This is a genomic window from Qipengyuania gaetbuli, assembly GCF_020171365.1.
GTDB classification, from domain to species: domain Bacteria; phylum Pseudomonadota; class Alphaproteobacteria; order Sphingomonadales; family Sphingomonadaceae; genus Qipengyuania; species Qipengyuania gaetbuli_B.
The window spans coordinates 31461-52288 of the sequence record NZ_JAIUZO010000002.1 but is presented as its reverse complement, the minus strand read 5'-3'; the positions used below and the strand labels follow the sequence as shown (position 1 = coordinate 52288).

The window sequence follows — 20828 nt, the reverse complement described above, 5'->3', positions numbered from 1 at the left end:
AACGTCTCCCTAACTACAATCTTGTAGCAGGGATGGCGTGATGGAAATCTTCTACGAACCCTTGCGATCGACGCTGAATCTCCTGCTTCTGGCGGGGTTTTTCTTCGGCAGTCTCGCAATTGCGGTCAAGCGCACCGGGCTGCTCGATGCGATGGTCCGTACGCGCAAGGAATTCACGACCAATCTCAGTCTCGCGCTGATCAATTTGGTCCTGCTTGCACCGTTGCTCGCCCTGCCGAGTGGTGCGATCCGCGAAGCACTGGGAATGGGTGCACTGTTCGCGCCGTTCTGGGAATCGCTTCCGGCACCCCTCACAGTTCTCGCAGCATTCCTGCTGTATGATTTCGTCGTCTACTGGCGCCACCGTTTCGAGCATTCGCCGCTGCTCTGGCGCATTCACGCGACGCATCATGCCGACACGGCGCTGTCGTGGCTGTCCGTCCAGCGCAAGCACCCGCTGAGCAAATTGTTGAGCGTATGTGTCGATATTACCCTCCTGCTCCTCCTCGGTCTTCCTGAATGGTCGATCGGGATCGCAGGCCTGGTCATCGCGTTCTGGGGCTTCTTCGTGCATTGCGACGTGCCGTGGACGCTGGGCATCGTCGGCAAGGTTCTCCTGTCCCCGGCAGCACATCGCCTGCATCACATCCGTGACGAAGAACTGATGGGAACAAATTACGGCAACACGTTGACTCTCTGGGACAAGATGTTCGGATCATATTGCGAACCGACGCCCTATCTCAATTGCGAGACCGGCATTGCGGAAGGTACGCGGAACCTGGGCGGCGAATTGCTACGCCCGTTCGAAAAGCGTTACTGGACGCGCCGCAAGGAACCGGCAGCAGAGGAAACCGAAGCCGCCGCCTAATCGGTAACCGGTTTCACGAAACTGTCGAGGACGCGCTTTTCGCCTGCCTTCTCGAACTCGATCGTCAGCTTGTTTCCTTCCTGGTCGGTAACGAAACCATAGCCGAACTTGTCGTGGAAGACGCGTGCGCCGATCGCGATATCCGTACGCGGCTTGGCGGCAAAGCTGGCTGTGCTTCGCCCCGGTTCAGCGAGCCGCTTGGGCGTGGTGTCATATCCCGTCGAGATAGCCCGCTGCCATCCGGGTCCCCGCGCCGTAGAGCGTTCGGGGCGGCTGGACGATACGTGGGCGAAGGGGTCCTCGTGCTCGGACCAGTTTGCGCGCCACAGGGACGCGCCGCCGCTCATCGTGGTTTCGCTCTCGATATGCTCCTGCGGCAGCTCCTCGATGAACCTGCTCGGGATGGAACTGGTCCACTGGCCGTAGATGCGCCGGTTGGCCGCGTGATAGATCGTGCAGCGCCGCTTCGCGCGGGTGATTGCGACATAGGCGAGGCGGCGTTCCTCCTCGAGACTGGCGAGCCCGCCTTCGTCGATAGCCCGCTGGCTGGGAAATACGCCTTCTTCCCAGCCGGGCAGGAAGACATGGTCGAATTCCAGCCCCTTGGCCGCGTGCATGGTCATGATGGTGACCTTCTCGCCATCGTCCGCGCGGTCGTTGTCCATCACCAGCCCGACGTGCTCGAGAAAATCGGTCAGCGTCTCGTAATCCTCCATTGCGCGCGCAAGTTCGGTCAGGTTTTCGAGCCTGCCGGCACTTTCGGCGCTGCGGTCCTTCTGGAGCATTTCCTCGTAACCGCTTTCGGTCACGACGCGTCGCAGGAGTTCGGACGGCGTTACCCGCTCTGCTTCTTCACGCCAGTGTACGAACTGCCCGAGCAGGCCAATGAGTGTGTTGCGGGCCCGCGGCGGCAGCTCGTCGCTATCGGCAAGGTCCAGCGAAGCTGCCGCCAGCGGAGCCTGTATCCGCCGCGCATGCCGGCGCATCGCTTCCAGTGTCTTGGCACCTAGGCCGCGCTTGGGCTGGTTGTAGATCCGCTCGAACGCGAGATCGTCCGCTGGCTGGGCTATGACGCGCAGGTAGGCGAGCATGTCGCGGATTTCCGCGCGCTCGTAGAACCGGAAACCGCCGACGATCCGGTAGTTTAGGCCGATCTGGATAAAGCGGTCTTCGAATTCGCGGGTCTGGTACTGGGCGCGCACGAGGATGGCGACCTCGTCCAGCGGTGCGCCTTCGGATTCCAGCCGTTCGATCGCTTCGCCGACCCTGCGTGCCTCCTCCGGGCCATCCCATACCCCGACCACGCGCACTTTCTCGCCCGCAGGAAGCTCGGTCCAGAGTGTCTTGCCAAGTCTTTCGCTGTTGGCGTCGATGAGGCCCGATGCGGCGGCTAGGATTTGCGGGGTGGAACGGTAGTTCTGCTCCAGTTTGACTACGGCGGCGCCCGGAAAATCCTTCTCGAAGCGCAGGATGTTCGCCACCTCGGCACCGCGCCAGGAATAGATCGACTGGTCGTCGTCTCCGACAACGCAGATGTTCTTGCGTTCCTGTGCCAGCAGACGCAGCCAAAGGTACTGGACCTGGTTGGTGTCCTGGTACTCGTCCACGAGGATGTATTTGAACCGCTGCTGGTACTGCGCCAGCACATCGCGGTGCTGGCGGAAGATGTTGAGCATGTGCAGCAGCAGGTCGCCGAAATCGCAGGCGTTCAGCGCCTTCAGCCGTTCCTGGTAAAGCTTGTAGAACTGCGCCCCGCGGCCATTCGCGTAGGCTTCGTTCTCGACCGCATCGAGATCGCCGGGGTTGAGGCCGCGGTTCTTCCACCGGTCGATCAGGCCTGCCAGCTGGCGGGCGGGCCAGCGCTTTTCGTCCAGTTCCTGTTCCTGGATAAGCTGCTTGAGGAGGCGCAGTTGGTCGTCCGTGTCGAGGATAGTGTAATTACTTTCCAAGCCCACCAGTTCGGCGTGACGGCGAAGCATCTTGGCACCGATTGAATGGAACGTGCCGAGCCACGGCATACCTTCCACGGCGTCACCGATATGCCGCCCGACACGATCGCGCATTTCGCGCGCAGCCTTGTTGGTGAAGGTGACGCAGAGGATTTCGCTGGGCCATGCGCGCCGCGTTGCGATGAGATGGGCCAATCTTGCGGTAAGCGCCGCTGTCTTGCCCGTACCTGCGCCCGCCAGCATCAGCACGGGGCCTTCTGTCGTCAGCACAGCTTCTCGCTGCGGTCCATTCAGCATGGCCGCATAGGGCGGAATTCCGCCATTTTCTTCGGTTTGGGAAGGGGCAGGAAAATCCGGCATAGTCATGGAACAGCTAGGGAACGCTGAGCAGCAACACAAGCCTGCAAAGCCGCCTTCCGGAACATTCGCGGCCTGTTTCGCGTAGTCTGTGCAATGAGAAAACAGGAGAAGTGCTTTGAATAAGCTGATTTTCGCCGGAGCCGCCGCGCTTGCGCTCGCCGCTTCGCCTTCGATCGCCCAGGACGTCGCAGTCGATGCGGAAGGCAATGTCTATGTCATGACCGATGCGCAGCAAGTGATGTACGATGGCTGGCCCGAAGTCCGCCGCGTCGCCTACGACGCATGGCCCTATGGCGTGCAGGAATACTACTGGACGCTGACGCCCGAGCAGAACACCGGTTGGTGGGTGCTCAACGATAGCCAGCGGCTCCGCATCTACGAGATGACCCCGGAACAGCGCGCACAGGCATGGACCGCCGTCGCCGCGCAGATGAGCAATGCGAGCGACACTTCTGTCGCCGCGCGTACGTCTGCTTCTTCTGCGACCACCGGTCCGCGCTTCGTGCGCAGCGAGGTTATCCAGACCACGCCGGCCAGCGACCGCGCTGCCGATGGCGAACTGCCGATCTGTGCCGACAAGGCGCAGGATAATTGCATCAACGCATGGGAAGCCGGCAAGCGCGGGCCGGGTGTGAGCCGCCCGCTCGAATATTGGCCGGGCCGCCCGGCCAGCGAGATCGACGAGCCGCTTCCGGCAACGCGTCCGGAAAACTGACGCCTTACGATATGCTCCTGCCGGTCAGTCGGCGGAGACGCTTGGAAGGGGCGGGGCCGCACACGCGGTTCCGTCCTTTTCTTTTGATCGGTTCAGGCCTCGAGACGAAGGAGGGTAAGCTTGGCCTTGCCCACGACGCGCTCCGCCTCGATGGCGAGCGTGCGGATCTCGATATCCTCGCTCTTGTGGGTTTCGAGGGCGATCCAGCTTGCCGGCCCGATCCATCCCAGCCGCAGCATCCGGTCGAGTGCGACCTGGCCTGCGCCAGTGTCATAAGGCGGGTCGAGCAGGATGAGATCATGCGCGGCCTTTGCAGGCGCGAGGCTCATTACCGAGCCTTGCTGGACAGTCGTGCGGCTGCGCGCGCCAAGCGCATCGATATTCGCACGGATGGCCTTCACCGCCTCGGCTTCCTGCTCGACGAACAGGCAATGGGCTGCACCGCGCGAAAGGGCCTCGATACCGAGTGCGCCCGATCCGGCGAACAGGTCGAGCACCGACAGGCCCTCGAAGGTTCCGAGCCTGCTGGCGAGCATGTTGAAAAGCGTCTCTCGGGTGCGGTCCGCAGTCGGGCGGGTAAGATCGCCCTTGGGCGCCACCAGCTTGCGGCCGCGCCATTCGCCGGCGATGACTCTCATTTGCCACGCTTGCCGAGCTGGCGAGCGAAACGCTCCACATCGGCCGGCCGGATTTCAACGGCCTGGCCGCGCGGTAGGTCCGCCAGCTCGAACGGGCCGTACGAAATGCGCAGGAGGCGGTTCACCTTGAGGCCGAGATGTTCGAGGACGCGGCGCACTTCGCGGTTCTTGCCCTCGGTCAGCGTCATTTCGATCCAGCGGTTCTTGCCCGAACCGCGTTCAAGGTCGGCCTCGATCCGGCCGTAGCGCACGCCGTCGATCTTCACGCCTTCGATCAGCTCGTCCAGCATCGCCTGCGTGACGTCGCCGAAGGCCCGGGCGCGATAGGTGCGCGGTACGCCCGAAGACGGCAGTTCCATCGCCCGCTTGAGCTCGCCGTCATTGGTGAGCAGCAGCAAGCCTTCGGTGTTGAAGTCGAGGCGGCCGACCGGCATCACGCGCCCGGCATTGCGGGGCAGCGCATTGCGCAGGGCGGCGTAAATCGTCGGGCGTCCCTTGGGGTCGCGTTCCGCCGTGATCAGGCCGGAAGGCTTGTGGAAGGCGAAGAGGCGCGTTTCCTCTGCCTGTTCGACCGGCTTGCCGTCGACGGTCACGCCGCGGAGCGAGCCGAGCTTCACGGCCGGGGTGTCGAGCACCTTGCCATCGAGCGCCACGCGCCCGTCGGCAATCATGCGTTCCACCTCGCGGCGGCTGGCCACACCCGCACGCGCGAGCAGCTTGGCGATGCGGTCGCCATCTTCAGGAAGTCGGTTGTCGGACATAGCCGCGCGGTTAGGCGCTCAGTTGGCGGCGCGCAAGGCTTCCTCGACGGTCTCGTGGTAACGACGGATACCGCCTTCCATCGTGCCGAGGGTCAATTCGGGCACCACGCCGGTCGCAAGACCCTGCTGGCCGAGTTCGGCGGCACGGAAATCCTCGCTAGCGAATACGCCGCCATCGAGCAGTGCCCAGCTACGTTCCCAATGGTCGCGCGCCTTGTCGGTGCTGGGATGCTCGGGGATCAGCATGAAGTCTTCGACCAGCGTAAGCTCGTGCGACTGCGGCATCATCACCATGAGATTGATGTAGTCGGGACTGGGAATGATGAGCGCGCCCGGCAACATCTGGTAAGCGAAAGTCACCACCCGGCGAAGCTGGGCCATTTCGGTCAGGTCTACCCCGTCCATCTCCTCCAGCCGTCCGACCGCGCTGCGGGCGTGGGGTCCGACCATGTCACCCGATGTCACGCCGTCCTTGAAGAACGGGCCTATGGTTTGCGCATGAAGGCGGGTGACGTGATAGCTTTCGAGGAAGGCATCCATGATGAGCTTCCAATTGCCCTTCACCACATGGGTCTTGCGGCGGAAGAGGACATGTTCGCCCATGCCCAGCGCATCGAAATCCTCGCCCAGCTTGCGAGCATAAGAGAAATCCGCCGTTTCTTCCTTGGGGCAGAACCAGATCAGGCCGCCGGTTTCCAGCGAGGGGAGCTCGACCAGCCCCATCGAGCCCTTGTCGAGATCGGGGAAAGTATCGGGGCGGGGCAGGGCGAGCAGGCGACCGTCCACGCTGTAAGTCCAAGCGTGATAGGGGCAGACGAGCTTCTTGGTGCATTGCGCCTCACTGCCTTCGACCAGCCGCGTACCGCGATGTCGGCAGACGTTGAGGAACACATGGGCGGTCCCTTGCGCATCGCGCGTGATCAACAGCGGGCGGCCGGTCGCATCATGCGGCACTGCCATCCCGGCATCGGGAACGAGCGCGCTGGGGCAGATGATCTGCGGCAAGCGATCGAAAATCGCGGCCTTCTCGCGCTGCCAGTAACCGGGGTCGATATAGACGTGCGCCGGAACCGTGGTCTGGCCGATCGTATCGCGCTTCACATCGTTCGCGATATCCTGCGCCAGTCGCAGCATTCCCTCGGTCGGTCGACGACCTGTCGCCACTGTGGTCGGAACGCCCATCTGTTCTGTTCCTTTCTCTCTCCGGGCGCTAGTGTCGCAAAAAATAGCGCATTTAGGAAGGACGCTAGGGAATGGCCGAAGCGGTCGCGGACGCGAAGAAAAAGAAGATTTCCGCCTGGCGTGCCTTGGGGCTGGCGCTCTCGAACAGGAAAACGGGTTTCATGGTGCTGTTCGGCTTTGCCAGCGGCCTGCCCTTTGCCCTGTTCCTGGGCACCTTGTTCGCCTGGCTTACGGAAGCCGAGGTGGACCTTGAGACGATGGGCGTCTTTTCGCTCATCGGGCTTGCCTATGCCTTCCAGTTCCTCTGGTCGCCGCTGATCGACAAGGTGAATATTCCCGGTCTGCGCAGGCTTGGCCGGCGTAAGCAATGGATCGTGCCGGCGCAGGTGCTGTTGGGGAGCATCCTCGTCACCATGGCGCTGCTCGAGCCCAAGACCCAACTCGGCTGGTTCAGCCTCCTCGCCGGGATCGGCGCATTCGCCAGCGCTACGCAGGACATCGCAATCAATGCCTGGCGCATCGACGTGGCCGACGAGGAAGCGACGATCGATATCCTCTCCACCGTCTACCAGATGGGCTACCGGCTTTCCTCGCTCGTCGGCGGGGCTTTCGGCCTGATCATCGCCGCGCGCATCGGCTGGCCCGAAACCTACATGATGATGGGCGCAATCCTGCTGGCGGTCGGGTTCGTCGGCCTGTGGGCTCCGAACGCCGCCGAGGAAGCGGAAGACGTCGCTTCCGAAAGCGAGTTGCAGGTTCGCGCGCTGCGCAAGGCCGGCGAACTGTCGCCGGCCGTGCGCGGCCGGGCGCTGGCACTCGTCGGGCTGCTCTGGGCGGTCGCCATCGGCGCGGTGCTGGCCTTCATGATCATGTCGATGACCTACGCGCCGGAAGACCGGCCGAACCCTACGGAATTCACGCTGACATACGGCCCGTGGATCATCGTTGCGACGATCATCCTTCCCGCGCTCATTGCCGGCTGGCTGGCCTCGCAAAAGCGGCAGGGCAGGCATTTGCTGACCGAAGACGAGGAACCTGCGGCGGGCGGTGCCTATGCGATGGACCACCTGTACCGCGCCCTTGTCCTTCCGCTCGTGGAGTTCGTTGGCAGGATGGGCTGGTCGCTTGTGCTGATCCTCGCCGTGGTGCTGACCTACCGGATCTGCGACGCGATCTGGGGGACCTTTGCCTATCCGTTCTATCTCGGCGAACTCGAGTATACGAACGACGACGTCGCCTTCGCCTCGAAGTTCTTCGGCGTGGGCGCGATCATCCTGGGCCTTGCGCTGGGCGGCTTCATGCTGACGACAATTGGGCGCATGGCGACCCTGCTGATCGGCGGTGTCCTCGCCGCGCTGACCAACCTGCTTTACGCCGACATGGCGGTGGGCGGTGCCAACATGCAGGCCTTCAGCGATGCGATCGGCTTCACCTACATGATCATGCAGATCCCCGAGATCGGCGATGCGGAGCTTGCCAAGCTCACCATCACCATCGGGTTCGAGAACCTCGCCATCGGGATCGCCGGGGCGGCTTATATTGCTTGGCTATCCTCGATCGTGTCGAAGCAGTTCAGCGCGGTGCAATACGCGCTGCTGTCCTCGCTGACGCTGCTGGTCGGAACGCTTGGCCGCGGTGCGCTGGGCGAGATGATCGAGAACCAGGGCTATTACGACGTCTTCATCCTGACGACGTGGATCGGTCTCGCGGCGGCGGTGCTGGTGTGCTTCGAATGGTACCGCGAGAGCCGCGGCAAGGCGGCGGCGGGAATCGTCGCGCCGGAAGCGGGGGAACGACTGCCGGCCGAGTGATCAGTCCGGCATTTCGTCGTTGAGGCGCAGGACCTCGCCAGCGAGGTAGAGCGAGCCTGCAATGAGCACGGGATGGCCGTCTGCAGGCAGGGCGGAGAGCGCCTCCACGACATCGTCGGCTCTTTTCGCGTCCATGCCGAAAGCCTCGACACCGTGCGCCGCGTGCCCCGGGATGGGGACCACCGCAAGCCAGCGGATCCGGTCGCCCAGGGCATTGAGCAGCGAGCGTGGGTCCTTGTTGTCCAGCATCCCTACGACGAGATGGAGCGGGCCCGAAAAGGCTTCCGCAATCGCCAGTCCGGCACTCGGGTTGTGGCCGCCATCCAGCCAGACCTCGCGGTCAGCTACGAGCGCGGTCAGCGGGCCCGCTCCCAGGCGCTGCATCCGTGCAGGCCATCTGGCCGTCTCGATGCCGGTCCTGATCGCCTCTTCACTGATCGCGAGCCTCGTTTGCGCGCGCAACATGCCATTGGCGAGGGCTGCGTTCCGTTCCTGATGCGCGCCGCCAAGCCCGGGTTCGGGGTAGCCGGTTGCATCGGGGGTGATGCTCCCGTTGCCGAAAGAGGGAACCATGTGGAGCGGTGCGCCGACACGCTCGGCCACATCCCTGATAACCTCTTCGGCCTCCGGGACATGGCTGTCCTCCAGCGTGACCAGCGGAACGCCGGGCTTGGCAACTCCGGCCTTCTCGAAGGCGATACGCGAGATCGGCACGGTCGGAACGCCATCTTCCGGTGCGAGCAGGAAACGTTCGTGGTCGATACCCAGCGCAGCGATGCCGCAGGCGGCCAGAACATGGGGTTCAAGCACATTCGTAGCATCGAAGCGGCCGCCTAGGCCGACTTCGACCACGCAGGCATCCGCCGGAACGCGCGCGAATTCCAGGAAGGCTGCGGCAATGGTGACTTCGAAGAAGCTGGGGTTGAGGTCCTCGCCCGCATCCAGCACCTCGGCCAGGAGGTCGGCGAGCCGCTCGTCCGAAATCAGCGTGCCCGCCACGCGGATCCGCTCGTTGTAGCGCACGAGATGCGGGCTGGTGGTGACGTGGACCTTGTACCCTTCCGCCTCCAGCATGGCGCGCAGGAAGGCGCAGGTCGAACCCTTGCCGTTGGTCCCGGCGACATGGAACACGGGCGGCAGCCTGCGGTGCGGATTGCCGAGCCGGTCGAGCAGCGCGCGGATCGTGTCGAGGCCGAGGCGTCCATCGGGCACGCTCAACCGCGCCAGCCGGTCGAGCTGGGCCTGGACCGCGGGGCTTTCGGAGCGGGCGAAATCCCGCATCGAAGGGATCAGGCTGCCTCAGCCGAAGGGGCGAGGTAGTCGATCAGCGTCGCCAGCGTATCGCGCAGGTCGTGGCGGTGGACGACCATGTCGACCATGCCATGCTTGTGCAGGTACTCGGCGCGCTGGAAGCCGTCGGGCAGCTGCTCGCGAATGGTGTCCTGGATCACACGCTGGCCTGCAAAGCCGATCAGCGCGCCCGGTTCGGCCAGGTGCACATCGCCGAGCATCGCGTAGCTGGCCGTCACGCCGCCCGTGGTCGGGTCGGTCAGGACGACGATATAGGGCAGTCCCGCTTCCTTGAGGCGGCGGGTCATCACGGTCGCCTTGGGCATCTGCATCAGGCTGAGAATGCCTTCCTGCATGCGCGCACCGCCAGCGGCGGTCACGACGATGTAGGGGCAGTGACGGGTCAGCGCGCGTTCGGCGCCCTGGCAGAAGGCAGTGCCCACGGCCATGCCCATCGATCCGCCCATGAAGCCGAAGTCCTGCACGCCGACGACCGCGGGCTTGCCCTCGATCGCGCCCGAACCGACAAGGAAGGCGTCCTTGTGTGGGCTCTTCGCGCGGGCCTTCTTCAGGCGGTCGGTATACTTCGACGTATCGCGGAACTTGAGCGGGTCTTCCTTCACGTCGGGAATCGGCAGCACCTCGAACCCTTCGTCGAGGAGCTGCGCCAGCCGCTCGTCTGCGCCGATGCGGCCATGGTGGTCGCAGCGCGGGCAGACGAAGGCGTTTTCTTGGTATTCCTGCGCGAACACCATCTGCTGGCAGCTCGGGCATTTGACCCAGAGATCCTTGTCGGTGCTGCGCTTGGACAGCGAGGTGAGCGAATTGCGGACGCGCGTGAACCAGTTCATGCGCTGGCCCTTGCCGCCGAATGGACCGCCTTGGCAAGCCCTGCGGTGAGTTCGCGCAGCTTTGCCGGTGCCTGCGCCCCGTGTTCCGCGACGAGTTCCACCAGCGCGGAACCGACGACCACACCGTCTGTCACGCGCGCGATTTCGCCGGCCTGTTCGGGCGTACGCACGCCGAAACCGACAGCCACGGGGATGTCGGTCGATTGCTTGATGCGGCTCACATTGGCCTCGATCGATTCGATGGCGGCCTGCTGCATGCCGGTGATGCCGGCCACGGCCACGTAGTAGAGGAAGCCCGAAGACCCTTCGAGAACCTGCGGCAGGCGCTTCGCATCGGTGGTCGGCGTGGCAAGGCGGATGGGAGATATGCCCGCATTGCGAAGGAACGGACCCAGCGCATCGTCTTCTTCCGGAGGTATGTCGACACAGATTACGCCGTCGATACCCGCGTCCTTGGCTGCCTTGGCGAACCAGTCCGAACCGCGCCGTATCATCGGGTTGGCATAACCCATGAGCACAAGCGGAACATCGGGGTGCCGGTCGCGGAACTTGCGCGCGATCCGCAGCACGTCGGCCGTGGTCGTCCCCGCATTGAGCGAACGGATGTTCGCTGCCTGGATGGCCGGGCCGTCCGCCATCGGATCGGTGAACGGCATGCCGAGTTCGATCACGTCCGCGCCGCCTTCCACGAGTGCGTCGAGATTGGCCGCTGTGTCGCCATCGCCTGCCGTGATGAAGCAGACGAGAGCGGGATGGGGCTTGTTGAAGGCGTTGGAGAGGCGGTCTGAAACGCTCATGGGATCGTCGGCAATCCTACAGCTTGGAACGGATGGAACACGGTCTTGGCGGGAAAAAATCGTGCGGCGAAAAGCCACGAAAATACGGGTATTGTCGAATGTGCGTGCCCGGACATTCGCGCCTTATGCCAGAGGCGGCGGCCAGTAGGACACAGGAATTGGCACCGCGCAACTTCTGAAAACCGTCCAAGCCAATTAGTGGGTGTTTCCAAGACGGAGCCATGGAAACTTGTGCCGGTTGAGCGACACGATGAGCATGGCAGCGATGAAACCCGAAAACTTGGCGATCGACCAGGTCGAAAGCAGCGGCTCCTCGAACCCGGGTACGAAATCCAGCAACCACCAGAGCGTGAGCCACAGGATTGCGAGGACGATCACATTGGCCAGGAAACGGAGGACTGCTTTCACATCTCCACTCCCAGCCTCTCGGCGACGGTGAAGATGTCCTTGTCCCCGCGTCCGCAGAGGTTGGCGAGGATCACGCTGTCCTTCGGCATTTCCTTGGCGCGCTTGGCGACCGCCGCGATGGCGTGGCTGGGTTCGAGCGCGGGAATGATGCCTTCGGTCCGGCAGAGCAGCTGGAAGGCGTCGAGCGCCTCTTCATCGGTGATGGCGGTGTATTCCACGCGGCCCATGTCCTTGAGCCAGGCGTGTTCCGGCCCGATGCCCGGATAATCGAGGCCTGCGCTGATCGAGTGGCCCTCTGTGATCTGGCCGTCGTCGTCCTGCAGCAGGTAGGTCTTGTTGCCGTGAAGCACGCCGGGAAAGCCGCCGAGCAGGCTGGCTGCGTGCTGGTCGCCGTCGAGGCCGTAGCCTGCCGCTTCCACGCCCAGCATCTTCACGTCCGGATCGTCGAGGAAGGGGTGGAAGAGGCCGAGCGCGTTCGAGCCGCCGCCGATCGCTGCCACCAGCAGGTCGGGCAGGCGACCGATGCGGTCGAGCATCTGCGCGCGCGCTTCCTTGCCGATCACGCTCTGGAAGTCGCGGACAAGCTCAGGGTACGGATGCGGACCGGCTGCGGTGCCGATGATGTAGAAGGTGTCGTGGACATTCGCGACCCAGTCGCGCAGCCCTTCGTTCATCGCATCCTTAAGCGTCCCGCGGCCGCTGGTGACGGGCACGACTTCTGCGCCGAGCAGCTTCATGCGGAAGACGTTGGGCGACTGCCGCCGTACGTCTTCTGCGCCCATGTAGACCACGCAGGGCAGACCGAAGCGCGCGCAGACCGTGGCGGTCGCCACGCCATGCTGTCCGGCACCGGTTTCCGCGATGATGCGCGTCTTGCCCATGCGGATCGCGAGCAGGATCTGCCCGATGCAATTGTTGATCTTGTGTGCGCCCGTGTGATTCAGCTCGTCTCGCTTGAACCAGACCTGCGCGCCGCCAAGCGCCTCTGTCAGCCGCTCTGCGAAATAGAGCGGGGAAGGGCGGCCCACGTAATGTTCGAGCAGATCGTCGAATTGGCGCTGGAATTCCGGGTCGGCCTGCGCCGCCCGGTATTCGCGTTCGAGATCGAGGACGAGCGGCATCAGCGTTTCGGCGACATAGCGGCCACCGTAATCGCCAAAATGGCCGCGCTCGTCCGGCATGTTGCGGAAGGTATTTGCCTGGCTAACCATGCGGTCTCCATGACGATGCAAAAGGGCTATGTCGAGAGAGGGTTTGGTTTGCCCTCGACAAGCGCGTCTGGCTTCGCCATGCGCCGCCCCCATGGACACGACCAAGCCCGTTGAAATCACGCTGCCCGAAGACTGCACCGACATGCGCGAAGTGCGCGCAGGGGTGGACAGCACGGACCGCGAACTGATGGCCCTGCTCGACCGGCGGTTCGGCTACATGCGGGCAGCCGCGCGCATCAAGCAGGACCGCAATGTCGTGAGGGACGAGGCGCGCAAGGCGGAAGTGATCGCCAACGCCCGCCTCGATGCGGAAAAGCGCGACCTTCCCGCCGGAAAGATCGCGCAGATCTGGGAAGAGCTGGTCGAAACCTCGATCGCTTACGAACTCGAGGAATGGGACCGCCTGCGCAGCTGAGGCGCAGGCCGCTTCCTCAGCGCTTGGCGTCGCGGATGCCGTCCTGGGTCGCGCGGCGTTCGGCTTCCCATTCGGCTTCGGTCAGGCAGACCTTTTCCGAGAAGCGCGTGCCCATGTTGCCGACGTTCTTGCAGATCTTCTTCTGCTTCTTCTTCTCGGCCTTTGCAGCTTCCTGCTTGGCTTCGGTCGTCGCGTGGTCGCCGTGATGCGAGTGATCCTGCGCGGCCAGCGGGGCCGAAAGCGCGAGGACGGAAAGTGCAGTCAGGGCGATACGCATGGGGAAGTCCTTAAAATACAGGGGATTCGTGTAGGAATGGCGATGACGCCCGTTTCCTCGAAAACGATCAGTCTTTCTTCGAACGGCGTTCCAGGCTCGACAAAACGCCGCGCAGCGTGCGCACCTCGAGATGGTTCCAGCCCGGCTTGGTCAGCACGCCGCGGAGGGTGCGGCGCGTGGCATCCGCGCGCGTCGCTGGAAGAAAGTAACCCTTGGGCTCCAGCATGCCTTCGAGATGACCGATCAGCCCTTCGAGTTCGTCCTGCGGCGCAGGCGGCAGGAGGTCTTCCTGCGTCGGTTGCACGAGGTTCTCGTGCTTCGACCACTCGTAGGCGCACAGGATCACCGCCTGCGCGAGGTTGAGCGAGCCGAAGTCCGGATTGATCGGCACGGTCAGGATGGCGCGGGCAAGGGCCACGTCCTCGGTTTCGAGGCCCGAGCGTTCCGGGCCGAACAGGATCGCGCTCCGCCCCACAGCCCCGGCCATTTCGCGGGCAGCCTCTTCGGGCGTGTAGACCGGCTTGGTCACGCCGCGCTTGCGGACAGTCGTCGCATAGACATGCGCGCAATCAGCCACGGCTTCGGCCGTCGAGGCGAATACCTCTGCCTTGTCGAGCACCACGTCGGCGCCTGCTGCTGCCGGGCCTGCCGAAGGGTTGGGCCAGCCGTCGCGCGGTTCCACGAGGCGCAGTTCCACCAACCCGAAATTCAGCATGGCACGGGCCGCCTTGCCGATATTCTCGCCCAGTTGGGGCCGGACGAGGACGATTACCGGCTTGCGCTGGTCAGCTTCGCTCATTGGCGGCGGCTTCCTGCACGGTGCTGGCGAATTCCTCGAAATCGCGGGCTTCGCTGAAATCGCGATAGACCGAGGCGAACCGGATGTAGGCGACGCTGTCGAGCTGGCGCAGGCCGTCCATCACCATTTCGCCGATGCGCTGCGATGCGACTTCGGCCTCTCCGGCGGTTTCCACCTGGCGCTGGATGCCGGAGACGAGCCTGTCGATACGGTCCGCCGAAACGTCGCGCTTACGGCAGGCGAGCGAGATGGACTGTTCCAGCTTGCTGCGATCGAAAGCCTCGCGCCGGTCGCCGGATTTGACCACTGTGACTTCGCGCAGCTGGACGCGTTCGAACGTCGTGAAGCGCGCACCACAACTCGAACACTGGCGGCGGCGACGGATCGAGGTGGAATCCTCGGTCGGACGACTATCCTTTACCTGGCTGTCGTCATTGGCACAAAAAGGACAGCGCATTTAGGGCCTTAGTCGTTTGTAGAGAGCTATGCCGGCTCCGGCCACGAGGCCGATGGGCCAGGTTATCACTGGAAGAATTCCGCCAGCGACCGCCCCGATGGCTGCACCGACGAGGACCGGCTTGGTCGAGGGGTGATCGAGCCCTTGCTTGGCCATGCTCTTCACCTCTTCCGTGGCATCGGGGATGAGGTCGTGATCCTGGTGTCCGGGTTCGCGGTCTTCCATCGGATGTCTCCTTAGCGGCCCGGATAGACCGGGAAGGCGGCGCACAGTTCGGCGACCTTGCCGCGAACCTGCTCTTCCACCTGGCCGTCACCTTCGGGACCATTGCGGGAGAGGCCTTCTACCACTTCGCAGATGAGCTTGCCTACCTGCTCGAACTCAGCCGGCCCGAAGCCGCGCGTCGTGCCCGCCGGTGTGCCGAGGCGGATGCCGCTGGTCACGAAGGGGCTGCGCGTGTCGTAGGGGATGCCGTTCTTGTTGCAGGTCAGCCATGCCCGGTCGAGCCCGGCTTCGGCCGCCTTGCCCGTCACGTCCTTTGCAGTGAGGTCGACCAGCATGGAATGGTTGTCCGTGCCGCCGGACACGACGCGCAGGCCGTTCGCCTCGATGCTCTTGGCCAGCGCGCGGGCATTCTCGACCACGCGGTGCGCGTAATCCTTGAAGTCCGGACGGAGCGCTTCGCCGAATGCGACCGCCTTGGCTGCAACGACGTGCATCAGCGGGCCGCCCTGCATGCCGGGGAAGACCGCCATGTTGATCGGCTTGGTCAGTTCCTCGTCATCCCACAGGATCACGCCCGAGCGCGGACCACGCAGCGACTTGTGGGTCGTCGTGGTGACAACATGGGCATGCGGGAAGGGCGAGGGGTGGGCGCCGCCAGCCACGAGGCCGGAGATGTGGCTCATGTCGACCATGAGGTAGGCGCCGACCTCGTCAGCGACCTTGCGGAAAGCGGCCCAGTCCCAGACACGCGAATAGGCAGTGCCGCCGGCGATGATCAGCTTGGGCTTGTGCTCCTTCGCCGTGGCCATCACCTCGTCCATGTCGATCAGCTCGTCGTCCTTGCGAACGCCGTAGCTGACCGGATTGAACCACTTCCCGCTCATGTTGACGGGCGAGCCGTGGGTGAGGTGGCCGCCGGAATTGAGGTCTAGCCCCATGAAGGTGTCGCCCGGCTGCAGCAGCGCGAGGAACACGGCCTGGTTCATCTGGCTGCCTGAGTTGGGCTGCACATTGGCAAAACCGCATCCGAACAATTGCGTGGCGCGCTCAATTGCCAGCGTTTCCACGACATCGGCATAGTCGCAGCCGCCGTAGTAGCGCTTGCCCGGATAGCCTTCGGCATACTTGTTGGTGAAGACCGAACCGGTTGCCTCCAGCACTGCGGAGGACGCGATGTTCTCGGACGCGATCAGTTCGATCTTGTCCTGCTGGCGCTTGAGTTCATTGCGGATCGCCTCGTGGATTTCCGGATCGGCTTCGGCCAGCGTGTCGTGCCAGAAACGATCCATCGGGTCGCGCGAGGTGTCTTTTGCCTGGGTAGCCATGTCAGAATTCCGGGTTGGAGAGCTTGTCGACGCGGCGCTGGTGGCGGCCGCCTGCAAAGTCGGTTTCGAGGAAAGCGGTAAGGCACGCCTTGGCCATGTCGCTGCCGGTCAGACGCGCGCCCATGGCGATGCAATTGGCGTCGTTGTGCTCGCGCGCCAGGCTTGCCGAAAGCGGTTCCGAGACGAGGGCGCAGCGCACAGCGGGGTTGCGGTTGACCGAGATGGAGATGCCGATGCCCGAACCGCACAGCGCCACGCCGCGTTCGGCGGTGCCGTCGGCAACCACGCCTGCGAGGCGGTAGCCGAAATCGGGGTAATCGACGCTGTCGGTGGTCTCAGGACCGAGGTCTGCAACCTCGTGACCCTGTTCGATAAGCCAGTCGCGCAGTTCGGCCTTCAGGTCGATGGCGGCATGGTCGGAAGCAATGGCGATACGCATGGGGCGGCCATACGCACTTACGGAATGGCAATCCACCGTCTTGTGCCGTCATCCACGGCTGATCCTGCCTCTTGTCAGGCGAGGCGTGCCAGCGTGTCCCGGATCTGCTCGATCGAATAGGGTTTGGTGATCGTCGGCACGTCCATGAATTCGTCAGGGTGGGCGCTTTCGCCGTAGCCCGTGGCGAAAATGAAGCGGATGCCGCGGTTCTTGAGCACCTCTGCGAAACCGTAGCTCTTTTCCCCGCGCACGTTCACGTCGAGTATCGCGCAATCGAAGGAGCCGCCGGCCAGGTGATCTTCCGCTTCGTCGAGTGCCGTGGCTAGGGAAACCTGCGCGCCTTCGTCGAGCAGCATGTCCTCGAGGCCGAAGGCGATGATCGGTTCGTCTTCCAGTATCAAAAGCCGGGCACCGTCGAGTTTCACAGTTTCGTCTCCAGGCGGCAATGCAGGCCGTCTTCGTGGTAGGTGAGGTCAGCACAGTCGCCGCGATTGCCGAAGGCGCGGGAGATGAGCCGGGACCCGAAGCCGCGCCTAGTCGGTGCTTCGATGGCAGGTCCGCCACTTTCGCGCCAGTCGAAGATGAGCCGTGATCCGTCTTCCTCGGAGCGGCGGTCCCAGGTGATGGCGATGCATCCCTTCTCGTCCGACAAGGCCCCGTATTTGAGAGCGTTGGTGGCAAGTTCGTGGACCACCATGGCGAGGGCGACCGCGGATTGCGGGTCGAGCGTGACCTTGGGACCGGTCAGCGAATACCGTTCCGACTGGGTTCCAGCGGTGGCCTCGAGCGAACGGCGGACGATCTTTTCGACGTCGGCCTTCTTCCAGTTGAACTCGGTGAGCAGATTGTGCGCGCTGGCGAGCGCGGCAAGGCGCGCGGCGAATACATCAAGGCCATGATCCATCTGATCGGTCTTGAACGACTGCTGGGCGAGGCCCTGCACGATGGCGAGCGTGTTCTTCACCCGGTGGTTGAGTTCGTTGATGAGCAGTTTCTGCCGCTCTTCCGCCTCGACCTCTTCGCTGACGTCGTATCCCTGGATCAGGATGCCGGTGACATCGCCCGATTTTTCGCTGATGGGCTGGAAGATGAATTCGAGGTGGGATTCCTCCGCCTTGCCCGTTTCGGGGTCTACGAGAGTGACGAGTTCGCGATTGCCGAAATAGGGTTTGCCGGTGGCGCGCACCTCGTCGAGGATGCGCAGGAAGCCCTGTTCCACGACCTCCGGCAGGGCTTCGGCGATCGTGCGCCCGATCAGCCTGCGACCGCCGAGAAGGCGACGGTATGCAGCGTTTGCGAGCACGAAACTGTGTTCCGGTCCGGTGAGCACCGCGACAAATCCCGGCGCCTGCTCCAGCAGCATCCGCGCGCGTTCCAGCTCTTCGGAAGCGGTCCGGTAGCGCTCCTCGACCTTCTTTGCCCGTTCGACGACGCCGGCCTCGTCGATGGTCCGCCGCAGTGTCTCCAGTTCGGTAATGTTGACCGTGTGCTGGAGAATGTAGCGGACTTGCCCGTCGTCGCCTTTCAGCGGCGTGTGGGTTGCACTCCAGAAATGGGTGTCGAAAGTGCCGTCGGGATTGGCGATATCGTAGCGGATATGCGCAATCTCGTCCGGTTCCCCGGTCCGGAGCACCCGATCGAGGGATTCCGCCAACTGGCGGTAGCTTTCACCCTCGCTCGGGAAAGCATCAAATATGTTGCGGCCGATGATCCCGTCCCGGTCACGCATGGTGACGCGCAGGTAGGCGTCATTCATCCAGGCGATCTCGAGGTCGCGGTTCAACAGGACATAGGGGTTGGGCGAGCTGGCGAGGAGCTCCCGGAAGTCGATTTCTGATACGTGTTGCGGTATGCGCTTACCCCCGAAGGCGTTCCGGATCGTGCGTCCGGCGTATCGACCTCTTACCGCACGCAATCGTCACACAAGCGCGTGGTTCCCGCAAAAACGCGAATGTTTTTGAGTGATTGATCCAGGGGCGACGACAGTCGGGGCTTATCAGTGAGATAGCCCCGACCGGGCCGGAGTTACTGGTCGAGGAAGCTGCGCATCTTGCGGCTGCGGCTCGGGTGCTTGAGCTTGCGCAGCGCCTTTGCCTCGATCTGGCGGATACGCTCGCGCGTCACCGAGAACTGCTGGCCGACTTCTTCCAGCGTGTGGTCGGTGTTCATGCCGATACCGAAGCGCATGCGCAGCACGCGTTCCTCGCGCGGGGTGAGCGAGGCAAGGACGCGGGTGACCGTTTCCTTGAGGTTCGCCTGGATCGCGGCGTCGACCGGGATGATCGCGTTCTTGTCCTCGATGAAATCGCCGAGGTGCGAATCTTCCTCGTCGCCGATGGGCGTTTCGAGGCTGATCGGTTCCTTGGCGATCTTCATCACCTTGCGCACCTTCTCGAGCGGCATGGAGAGCTTCTCCGCCATCTCTTCGGGCGTCGGTTCGCGGCCCTGGTCGTGCAGGAACTGGCGCGAACAGCGGACCAGCTTGTTGATCGTTTCGATCATGTGGACCGGAATTCGGATCGTGCGCGCCTGGTCGGCGATCGAGCGGGTGATAGCCTGCCTGATCCACCACGTTGCGTAGGTGCTGAACTTGTAGCCGCGGCGGTATTCGAACTTGTCGACCGCCTTCATCAGGCCGATGTTCCCTTCCTGGATCAGGTCGAGGAACTGCAGGCCGCGGTTGGTGTACTTCTTCGCGATCGAGATCACGAGGCGCAGGTTTGCCTCGACCATTTCCTTCTTGGCGATACGCGCTTCGCGCTCGCCCTTCTGGACCATGTTCACGATGCGGCGGAATTCGGGGAGCGCCATGCCGGTCTGGCTGGCGATGTCGGTGATTTCGGCGCGGATACGGTCGATCGCGTCGGCTTCCTTCTCGGCGAAGGCGGCCCACTTCTTGTCCTTCTTGACCTTCTCTTCCATCCACGTGTCGTCGAGCTCGTTGCCGATATAGGCATCGAGGAAGTCCGACCGCTTGACCTTGTGGCGTTCCGCAAGGCGCAGCATCTGGCCGCCAAGGGCGGTCAGGCGGCGGTTGAAGGCATAAAGATTGTCGACCAGGAATTCGATCTTGGTCGCGTGGAACTGGACGCTTTCCACCTCGGCGGTGAGCTGTTCCGACAGCGCTTCGTACTTCTTTTCCTTCGCGGGCGGGAAGTTCTCGCCACGGCCAAGGACTTCGACGCGCTCTGCCTGCAGCTTCTCGAACTTGCCGAAGAGGTCGGTGATGCGTGCGAAGCGCTCGATGGCATCCGGCTTGAGCGCGGCTTCCATCTGGGCGAGGGACATGGTGTTGTCTTCCTCGTCGTCGTCGTCGCGGCGCTTGGACGAACCTTCGCCGTCCTCGTCGTCCTCGTCGCCGCTTTCGTCCTCGTCGTCATCCTCGTCATCGTCGCGGATGGTCGGGCCGGCAGTTTCTTCCGAGATCTCGCCGTCGTCGTCATCGTCTTCGGCGTCGTCGTTGAGCTTGTCGGCCGGCGGCTCCTTGGACAGCATGGCGTCGAGATCGAGGATCTCGCGCAGCTGCATTTCCTCGTTGTTGAGGGCTTCGGACCACTGGATGATGGCGTGGAAGGTGATCGGGCTCTGGCACAGGCCCATGATCATCATGTCGCGGCCGGCCTCGATGCGCTTGGCAATCGCGATTTCGCCTTCGCGGCTGAGCAGTTCCACCGCGCCCATTTCGCGCAGGTACATGCGGACCGGATCGTCGGTGCGTTCGCCTGCAGCCAGTTTCTTGGGGCCGGCCGGCTTCTTGGCCGCTTCCTTCTCTTCGCCCGAAGAGGGTGCGGGTGCGATTTCCTCGACCTCGTCGTCCTGTTCGGCATCCTCGTCGTTCTCGACGATCTGCACGCCCATTTCGGACAGGGCCGACTGGATGTCCTCGATCTGGTCGGAACTCATCTCGCCTTGCGGCAGCGCGTCGTTGAGTTCGTCGTAAGTGACGTAACCCTTCTTCTTCGCTTTCGAGAGCAGCTTCTTTACGGAAGCTTCGTTGAGGTCGATCAGCGGAGCGTCATCCTTGTCGCCCGACTTGGTCTTGGTGGCCAT

Annotated in this window: 22 protein-coding genes; 4 read left to right on the top strand and 18 right to left on the bottom strand. The window is 63.5% G+C overall.

The features are described from left to right. The first annotated feature begins 40 nt into the window (after positions 1 to 40). Positions 41 to 868 carry a sterol desaturase family protein gene (locus LCL94_RS00645; protein WP_224830564.1) on the top strand — a complete coding sequence of 276 codons (828 nt, stop codon included), beginning with the start codon at positions 41 to 43 and terminating at the stop codon, positions 866 to 868. Here the strand turns inward: LCL94_RS00645 and LCL94_RS00640 are convergent. Next, complete coding sequence (locus LCL94_RS00640; protein WP_224832631.1) at positions 865 to 3114, bottom strand: ATP-dependent helicase; 2250 nt, start codon at positions 3112 to 3114, stop codon at positions 865 to 867. The genes LCL94_RS00645 and LCL94_RS00640 overlap by 4 nt on opposite strands. A 178-nt stretch (positions 3115 to 3292) precedes the next feature. Here LCL94_RS00640 and LCL94_RS00635 point away from each other — a divergent pair, with 178 nt between their 5' ends. Next, positions 3293 to 3892, top strand: coding sequence for a hypothetical protein (locus tag LCL94_RS00635; protein ID WP_224830563.1), 600 nt, complete (start codon positions 3293 to 3295; stop codon positions 3890 to 3892). Positions 3893 to 3984: 92 nt separating this feature from the next. On the opposite strand, the gene rsmD is transcribed toward LCL94_RS00635, so the two are convergent. Genes rsmD through LCL94_RS00620 form a run of 3 tightly spaced genes read right to left on the bottom strand, consistent with a single transcriptional unit; the run spans position 3985 to position 6473 of the window. Beyond that, on the bottom strand, positions 3985 to 4530 hold the full coding sequence (gene rsmD / locus LCL94_RS00630; protein ID WP_224830562.1) for a 16S rRNA (guanine(966)-N(2))-methyltransferase RsmD: 546 nt from the start codon (positions 4528 to 4530) through the stop codon (positions 3985 to 3987). Continuing rightward, complete coding sequence (locus LCL94_RS00625) at positions 4527 to 5291, bottom strand: pseudouridine synthase (protein ID WP_224830561.1); 765 nt, start codon at positions 5289 to 5291, stop codon at positions 4527 to 4529. The genes rsmD and LCL94_RS00625 overlap by 4 nt, the downstream gene beginning before the upstream one ends. 18 nt (positions 5292 to 5309) lie before the next feature. Continuing rightward, positions 5310 to 6473: an aromatic ring-hydroxylating oxygenase subunit alpha gene (locus tag LCL94_RS00620; RefSeq protein WP_224830560.1), complete on the bottom strand. Its 1164-nt coding sequence runs from the start codon at positions 6471 to 6473 to the stop codon at positions 5310 to 5312. Between the two features lie 71 nt (positions 6474 to 6544). Here LCL94_RS00620 and LCL94_RS00615 point away from each other — a divergent pair, with 71 nt between their 5' ends. After that, positions 6545 to 8284, top strand: a complete 1740-nt coding sequence (locus tag LCL94_RS00615) for an AmpG family muropeptide MFS transporter (RefSeq protein WP_224830559.1) — start codon at positions 6545 to 6547, stop codon at positions 8282 to 8284. Here the strand turns inward: LCL94_RS00615 and LCL94_RS00610 are convergent, their stop codons facing one another. From LCL94_RS00610 to trpB, 5 genes are all read right to left on the bottom strand, one after another. Continuing rightward, a complete protein-coding gene (locus tag LCL94_RS00610) occupies positions 8285 to 9565 on the bottom strand; it encodes a bifunctional folylpolyglutamate synthase/dihydrofolate synthase (RefSeq protein ID WP_224830558.1) in 1281 nt (426 codons plus the stop codon). Between the two features lie 8 nt (positions 9566 to 9573). Next, positions 9574 to 10425: an acetyl-CoA carboxylase, carboxyltransferase subunit beta gene (gene accD / locus LCL94_RS00605; RefSeq protein WP_224830557.1), complete on the bottom strand. Its 852-nt coding sequence runs from the start codon at positions 10423 to 10425 to the stop codon at positions 9574 to 9576. Next, positions 10422 to 11222: a tryptophan synthase subunit alpha gene (gene trpA / locus LCL94_RS00600; RefSeq protein ID WP_224830556.1), complete on the bottom strand. Its 801-nt coding sequence runs from the start codon at positions 11220 to 11222 to the stop codon at positions 10422 to 10424. The genes accD and trpA overlap by 4 nt, the downstream gene beginning before the upstream one ends. 195 nt (positions 11223 to 11417) lie before the next feature. Beyond that, complete coding sequence (locus tag LCL94_RS00595) at positions 11418 to 11630, bottom strand: hypothetical protein (protein ID WP_224830555.1); 213 nt, start codon at positions 11628 to 11630, stop codon at positions 11418 to 11420. Next, positions 11627 to 12841: a tryptophan synthase subunit beta gene (trpB, locus tag LCL94_RS00590; RefSeq protein WP_224830554.1), complete on the bottom strand. Its 1215-nt coding sequence runs from the start codon at positions 12839 to 12841 to the stop codon at positions 11627 to 11629. Before trpB ends, LCL94_RS00595 begins: the two co-directional genes overlap by 4 nt. A 91-nt stretch (positions 12842 to 12932) precedes the next feature. Here trpB and LCL94_RS00585 point away from each other — a divergent pair, with 91 nt between their 5' ends. Next, positions 12933 to 13256, top strand: coding sequence for a chorismate mutase (locus tag LCL94_RS00585; RefSeq protein ID WP_160607207.1), 324 nt, complete (start codon positions 12933 to 12935; stop codon positions 13254 to 13256). Positions 13257 to 13272: 16 nt separating this feature from the next. On the opposite strand, the gene LCL94_RS00580 is transcribed toward LCL94_RS00585, so the two are convergent. The 9 genes from LCL94_RS00580 to rpoD form a co-directional block, all read right to left on the bottom strand. Next, entirely contained in the window at positions 13273 to 13533 is a 261-nt protein-coding gene (locus LCL94_RS00580; protein WP_224830553.1) for a hypothetical protein, read from the bottom strand. A 67-nt stretch (positions 13534 to 13600) separates the two neighbouring features. Beyond that, positions 13601 to 14332: an RNA methyltransferase gene (locus tag LCL94_RS00575; RefSeq protein ID WP_222553193.1), complete on the bottom strand. Its 732-nt coding sequence runs from the start codon at positions 14330 to 14332 to the stop codon at positions 13601 to 13603. Then, on the bottom strand, positions 14319 to 14789 hold the full coding sequence (nrdR, locus tag LCL94_RS00570) for a transcriptional regulator NrdR (protein WP_222553194.1): 471 nt from the start codon (positions 14787 to 14789) through the stop codon (positions 14319 to 14321). Before nrdR ends, LCL94_RS00575 begins: the two co-directional genes overlap by 14 nt. Next, positions 14790 to 15014, bottom strand: a complete 225-nt coding sequence (locus LCL94_RS00565) for a hypothetical protein (RefSeq protein ID WP_224830552.1) — start codon at positions 15012 to 15014, stop codon at positions 14790 to 14792. It abuts the gene before it with no gap. An 11-nt stretch (positions 15015 to 15025) separates the two neighbouring features. Further along, positions 15026 to 16339, bottom strand: a complete 1314-nt coding sequence (gene glyA / locus LCL94_RS00560; RefSeq protein WP_318245557.1) for a serine hydroxymethyltransferase — start codon at positions 16337 to 16339, stop codon at positions 15026 to 15028. 1 nt (position 16340) lies between these two features. After that, complete coding sequence (rpiB, locus tag LCL94_RS00555; RefSeq protein ID WP_224830551.1) at positions 16341 to 16778, bottom strand: ribose 5-phosphate isomerase B; 438 nt, start codon at positions 16776 to 16778, stop codon at positions 16341 to 16343. Between the two features lie 74 nt (positions 16779 to 16852). Next, a complete protein-coding gene (locus tag LCL94_RS00550; protein WP_224830550.1) occupies positions 16853 to 17203 on the bottom strand; it encodes a response regulator in 351 nt (116 codons plus the stop codon). Continuing rightward, complete coding sequence (locus LCL94_RS00545) at positions 17200 to 18609, bottom strand: sensor histidine kinase (protein ID WP_412070785.1); 1410 nt, start codon at positions 18607 to 18609, stop codon at positions 17200 to 17202. The genes LCL94_RS00550 and LCL94_RS00545 overlap by 4 nt, the downstream gene beginning before the upstream one ends. Positions 18610 to 18803: 194 nt before the next feature. Next, positions 18804 to 20828: an RNA polymerase sigma factor RpoD gene (gene rpoD / locus LCL94_RS00540; RefSeq protein WP_224830548.1), complete on the bottom strand. Its 2025-nt coding sequence runs from the start codon at positions 20826 to 20828 to the stop codon at positions 18804 to 18806.

Coding starts and splice junctions, on each gene's coding strand:
- LCL94_RS00585 (WP_160607207.1), top strand. CDS start 12,933: ATGGACACGACCAAGCCCGTTGAAATCACGCTGCCCGAAGACTGCACC.
- rpoD (WP_224830548.1), bottom strand. CDS start 20,828: ATGGCCACCAAGACCAAGTCGGGCGACAAGGATGACGCTCCGCTGATC.
- LCL94_RS00610 (WP_224830558.1), bottom strand. CDS start 9,565: ATGCGGGATTTCGCCCGCTCCGAAAGCCCCGCGGTCCAGGCCCAGCTC.
- LCL94_RS00565 (WP_224830552.1), bottom strand. CDS start 15,014: ATGGAAGACCGCGAACCCGGACACCAGGATCACGACCTCATCCCCGAT.
- glyA (WP_318245557.1), bottom strand. CDS start 16,339: ATGGCTACCCAGGCAAAAGACACCTCGCGCGACCCGATGGATCGTTTC.
- rsmD (WP_224830562.1), bottom strand. CDS start 4,530: ATGAGAGTCATCGCCGGCGAATGGCGCGGCCGCAAGCTGGTGGCGCCC.
- LCL94_RS00615 (WP_224830559.1), top strand. CDS start 6,545: ATGGCCGAAGCGGTCGCGGACGCGAAGAAAAAGAAGATTTCCGCCTGG.
- LCL94_RS00645 (WP_224830564.1), top strand. CDS start 41: ATGGAAATCTTCTACGAACCCTTGCGATCGACGCTGAATCTCCTGCTT.
- rpiB (WP_224830551.1), bottom strand. CDS start 16,778: ATGCGTATCGCCATTGCTTCCGACCATGCCGCCATCGACCTGAAGGCC.
- accD (WP_224830557.1), bottom strand. CDS start 10,425: ATGAACTGGTTCACGCGCGTCCGCAATTCGCTCACCTCGCTGTCCAAG.
- LCL94_RS00625 (WP_224830561.1), bottom strand. CDS start 5,291: ATGTCCGACAACCGACTTCCTGAAGATGGCGACCGCATCGCCAAGCTG.
- nrdR (WP_222553194.1), bottom strand. CDS start 14,789: ATGCGCTGTCCTTTTTGTGCCAATGACGACAGCCAGGTAAAGGATAGT.
- LCL94_RS00640 (WP_224832631.1), bottom strand. CDS start 3,114: ATGCTGAATGGACCGCAGCGAGAAGCTGTGCTGACGACAGAAGGCCCC.
- LCL94_RS00580 (WP_224830553.1), bottom strand. CDS start 13,533: ATGCGTATCGCCCTGACTGCACTTTCCGTCCTCGCGCTTTCGGCCCCG.
- trpA (WP_224830556.1), bottom strand. CDS start 11,222: ATGAGCGTTTCAGACCGCCTCTCCAACGCCTTCAACAAGCCCCATCCC.
- trpB (WP_224830554.1), bottom strand. CDS start 12,841: ATGGTTAGCCAGGCAAATACCTTCCGCAACATGCCGGACGAGCGCGGC.
- LCL94_RS00620 (WP_224830560.1), bottom strand. CDS start 6,473: ATGGGCGTTCCGACCACAGTGGCGACAGGTCGTCGACCGACCGAGGGA.
- LCL94_RS00575 (WP_222553193.1), bottom strand. CDS start 14,332: ATGAGCGAAGCTGACCAGCGCAAGCCGGTAATCGTCCTCGTCCGGCCC.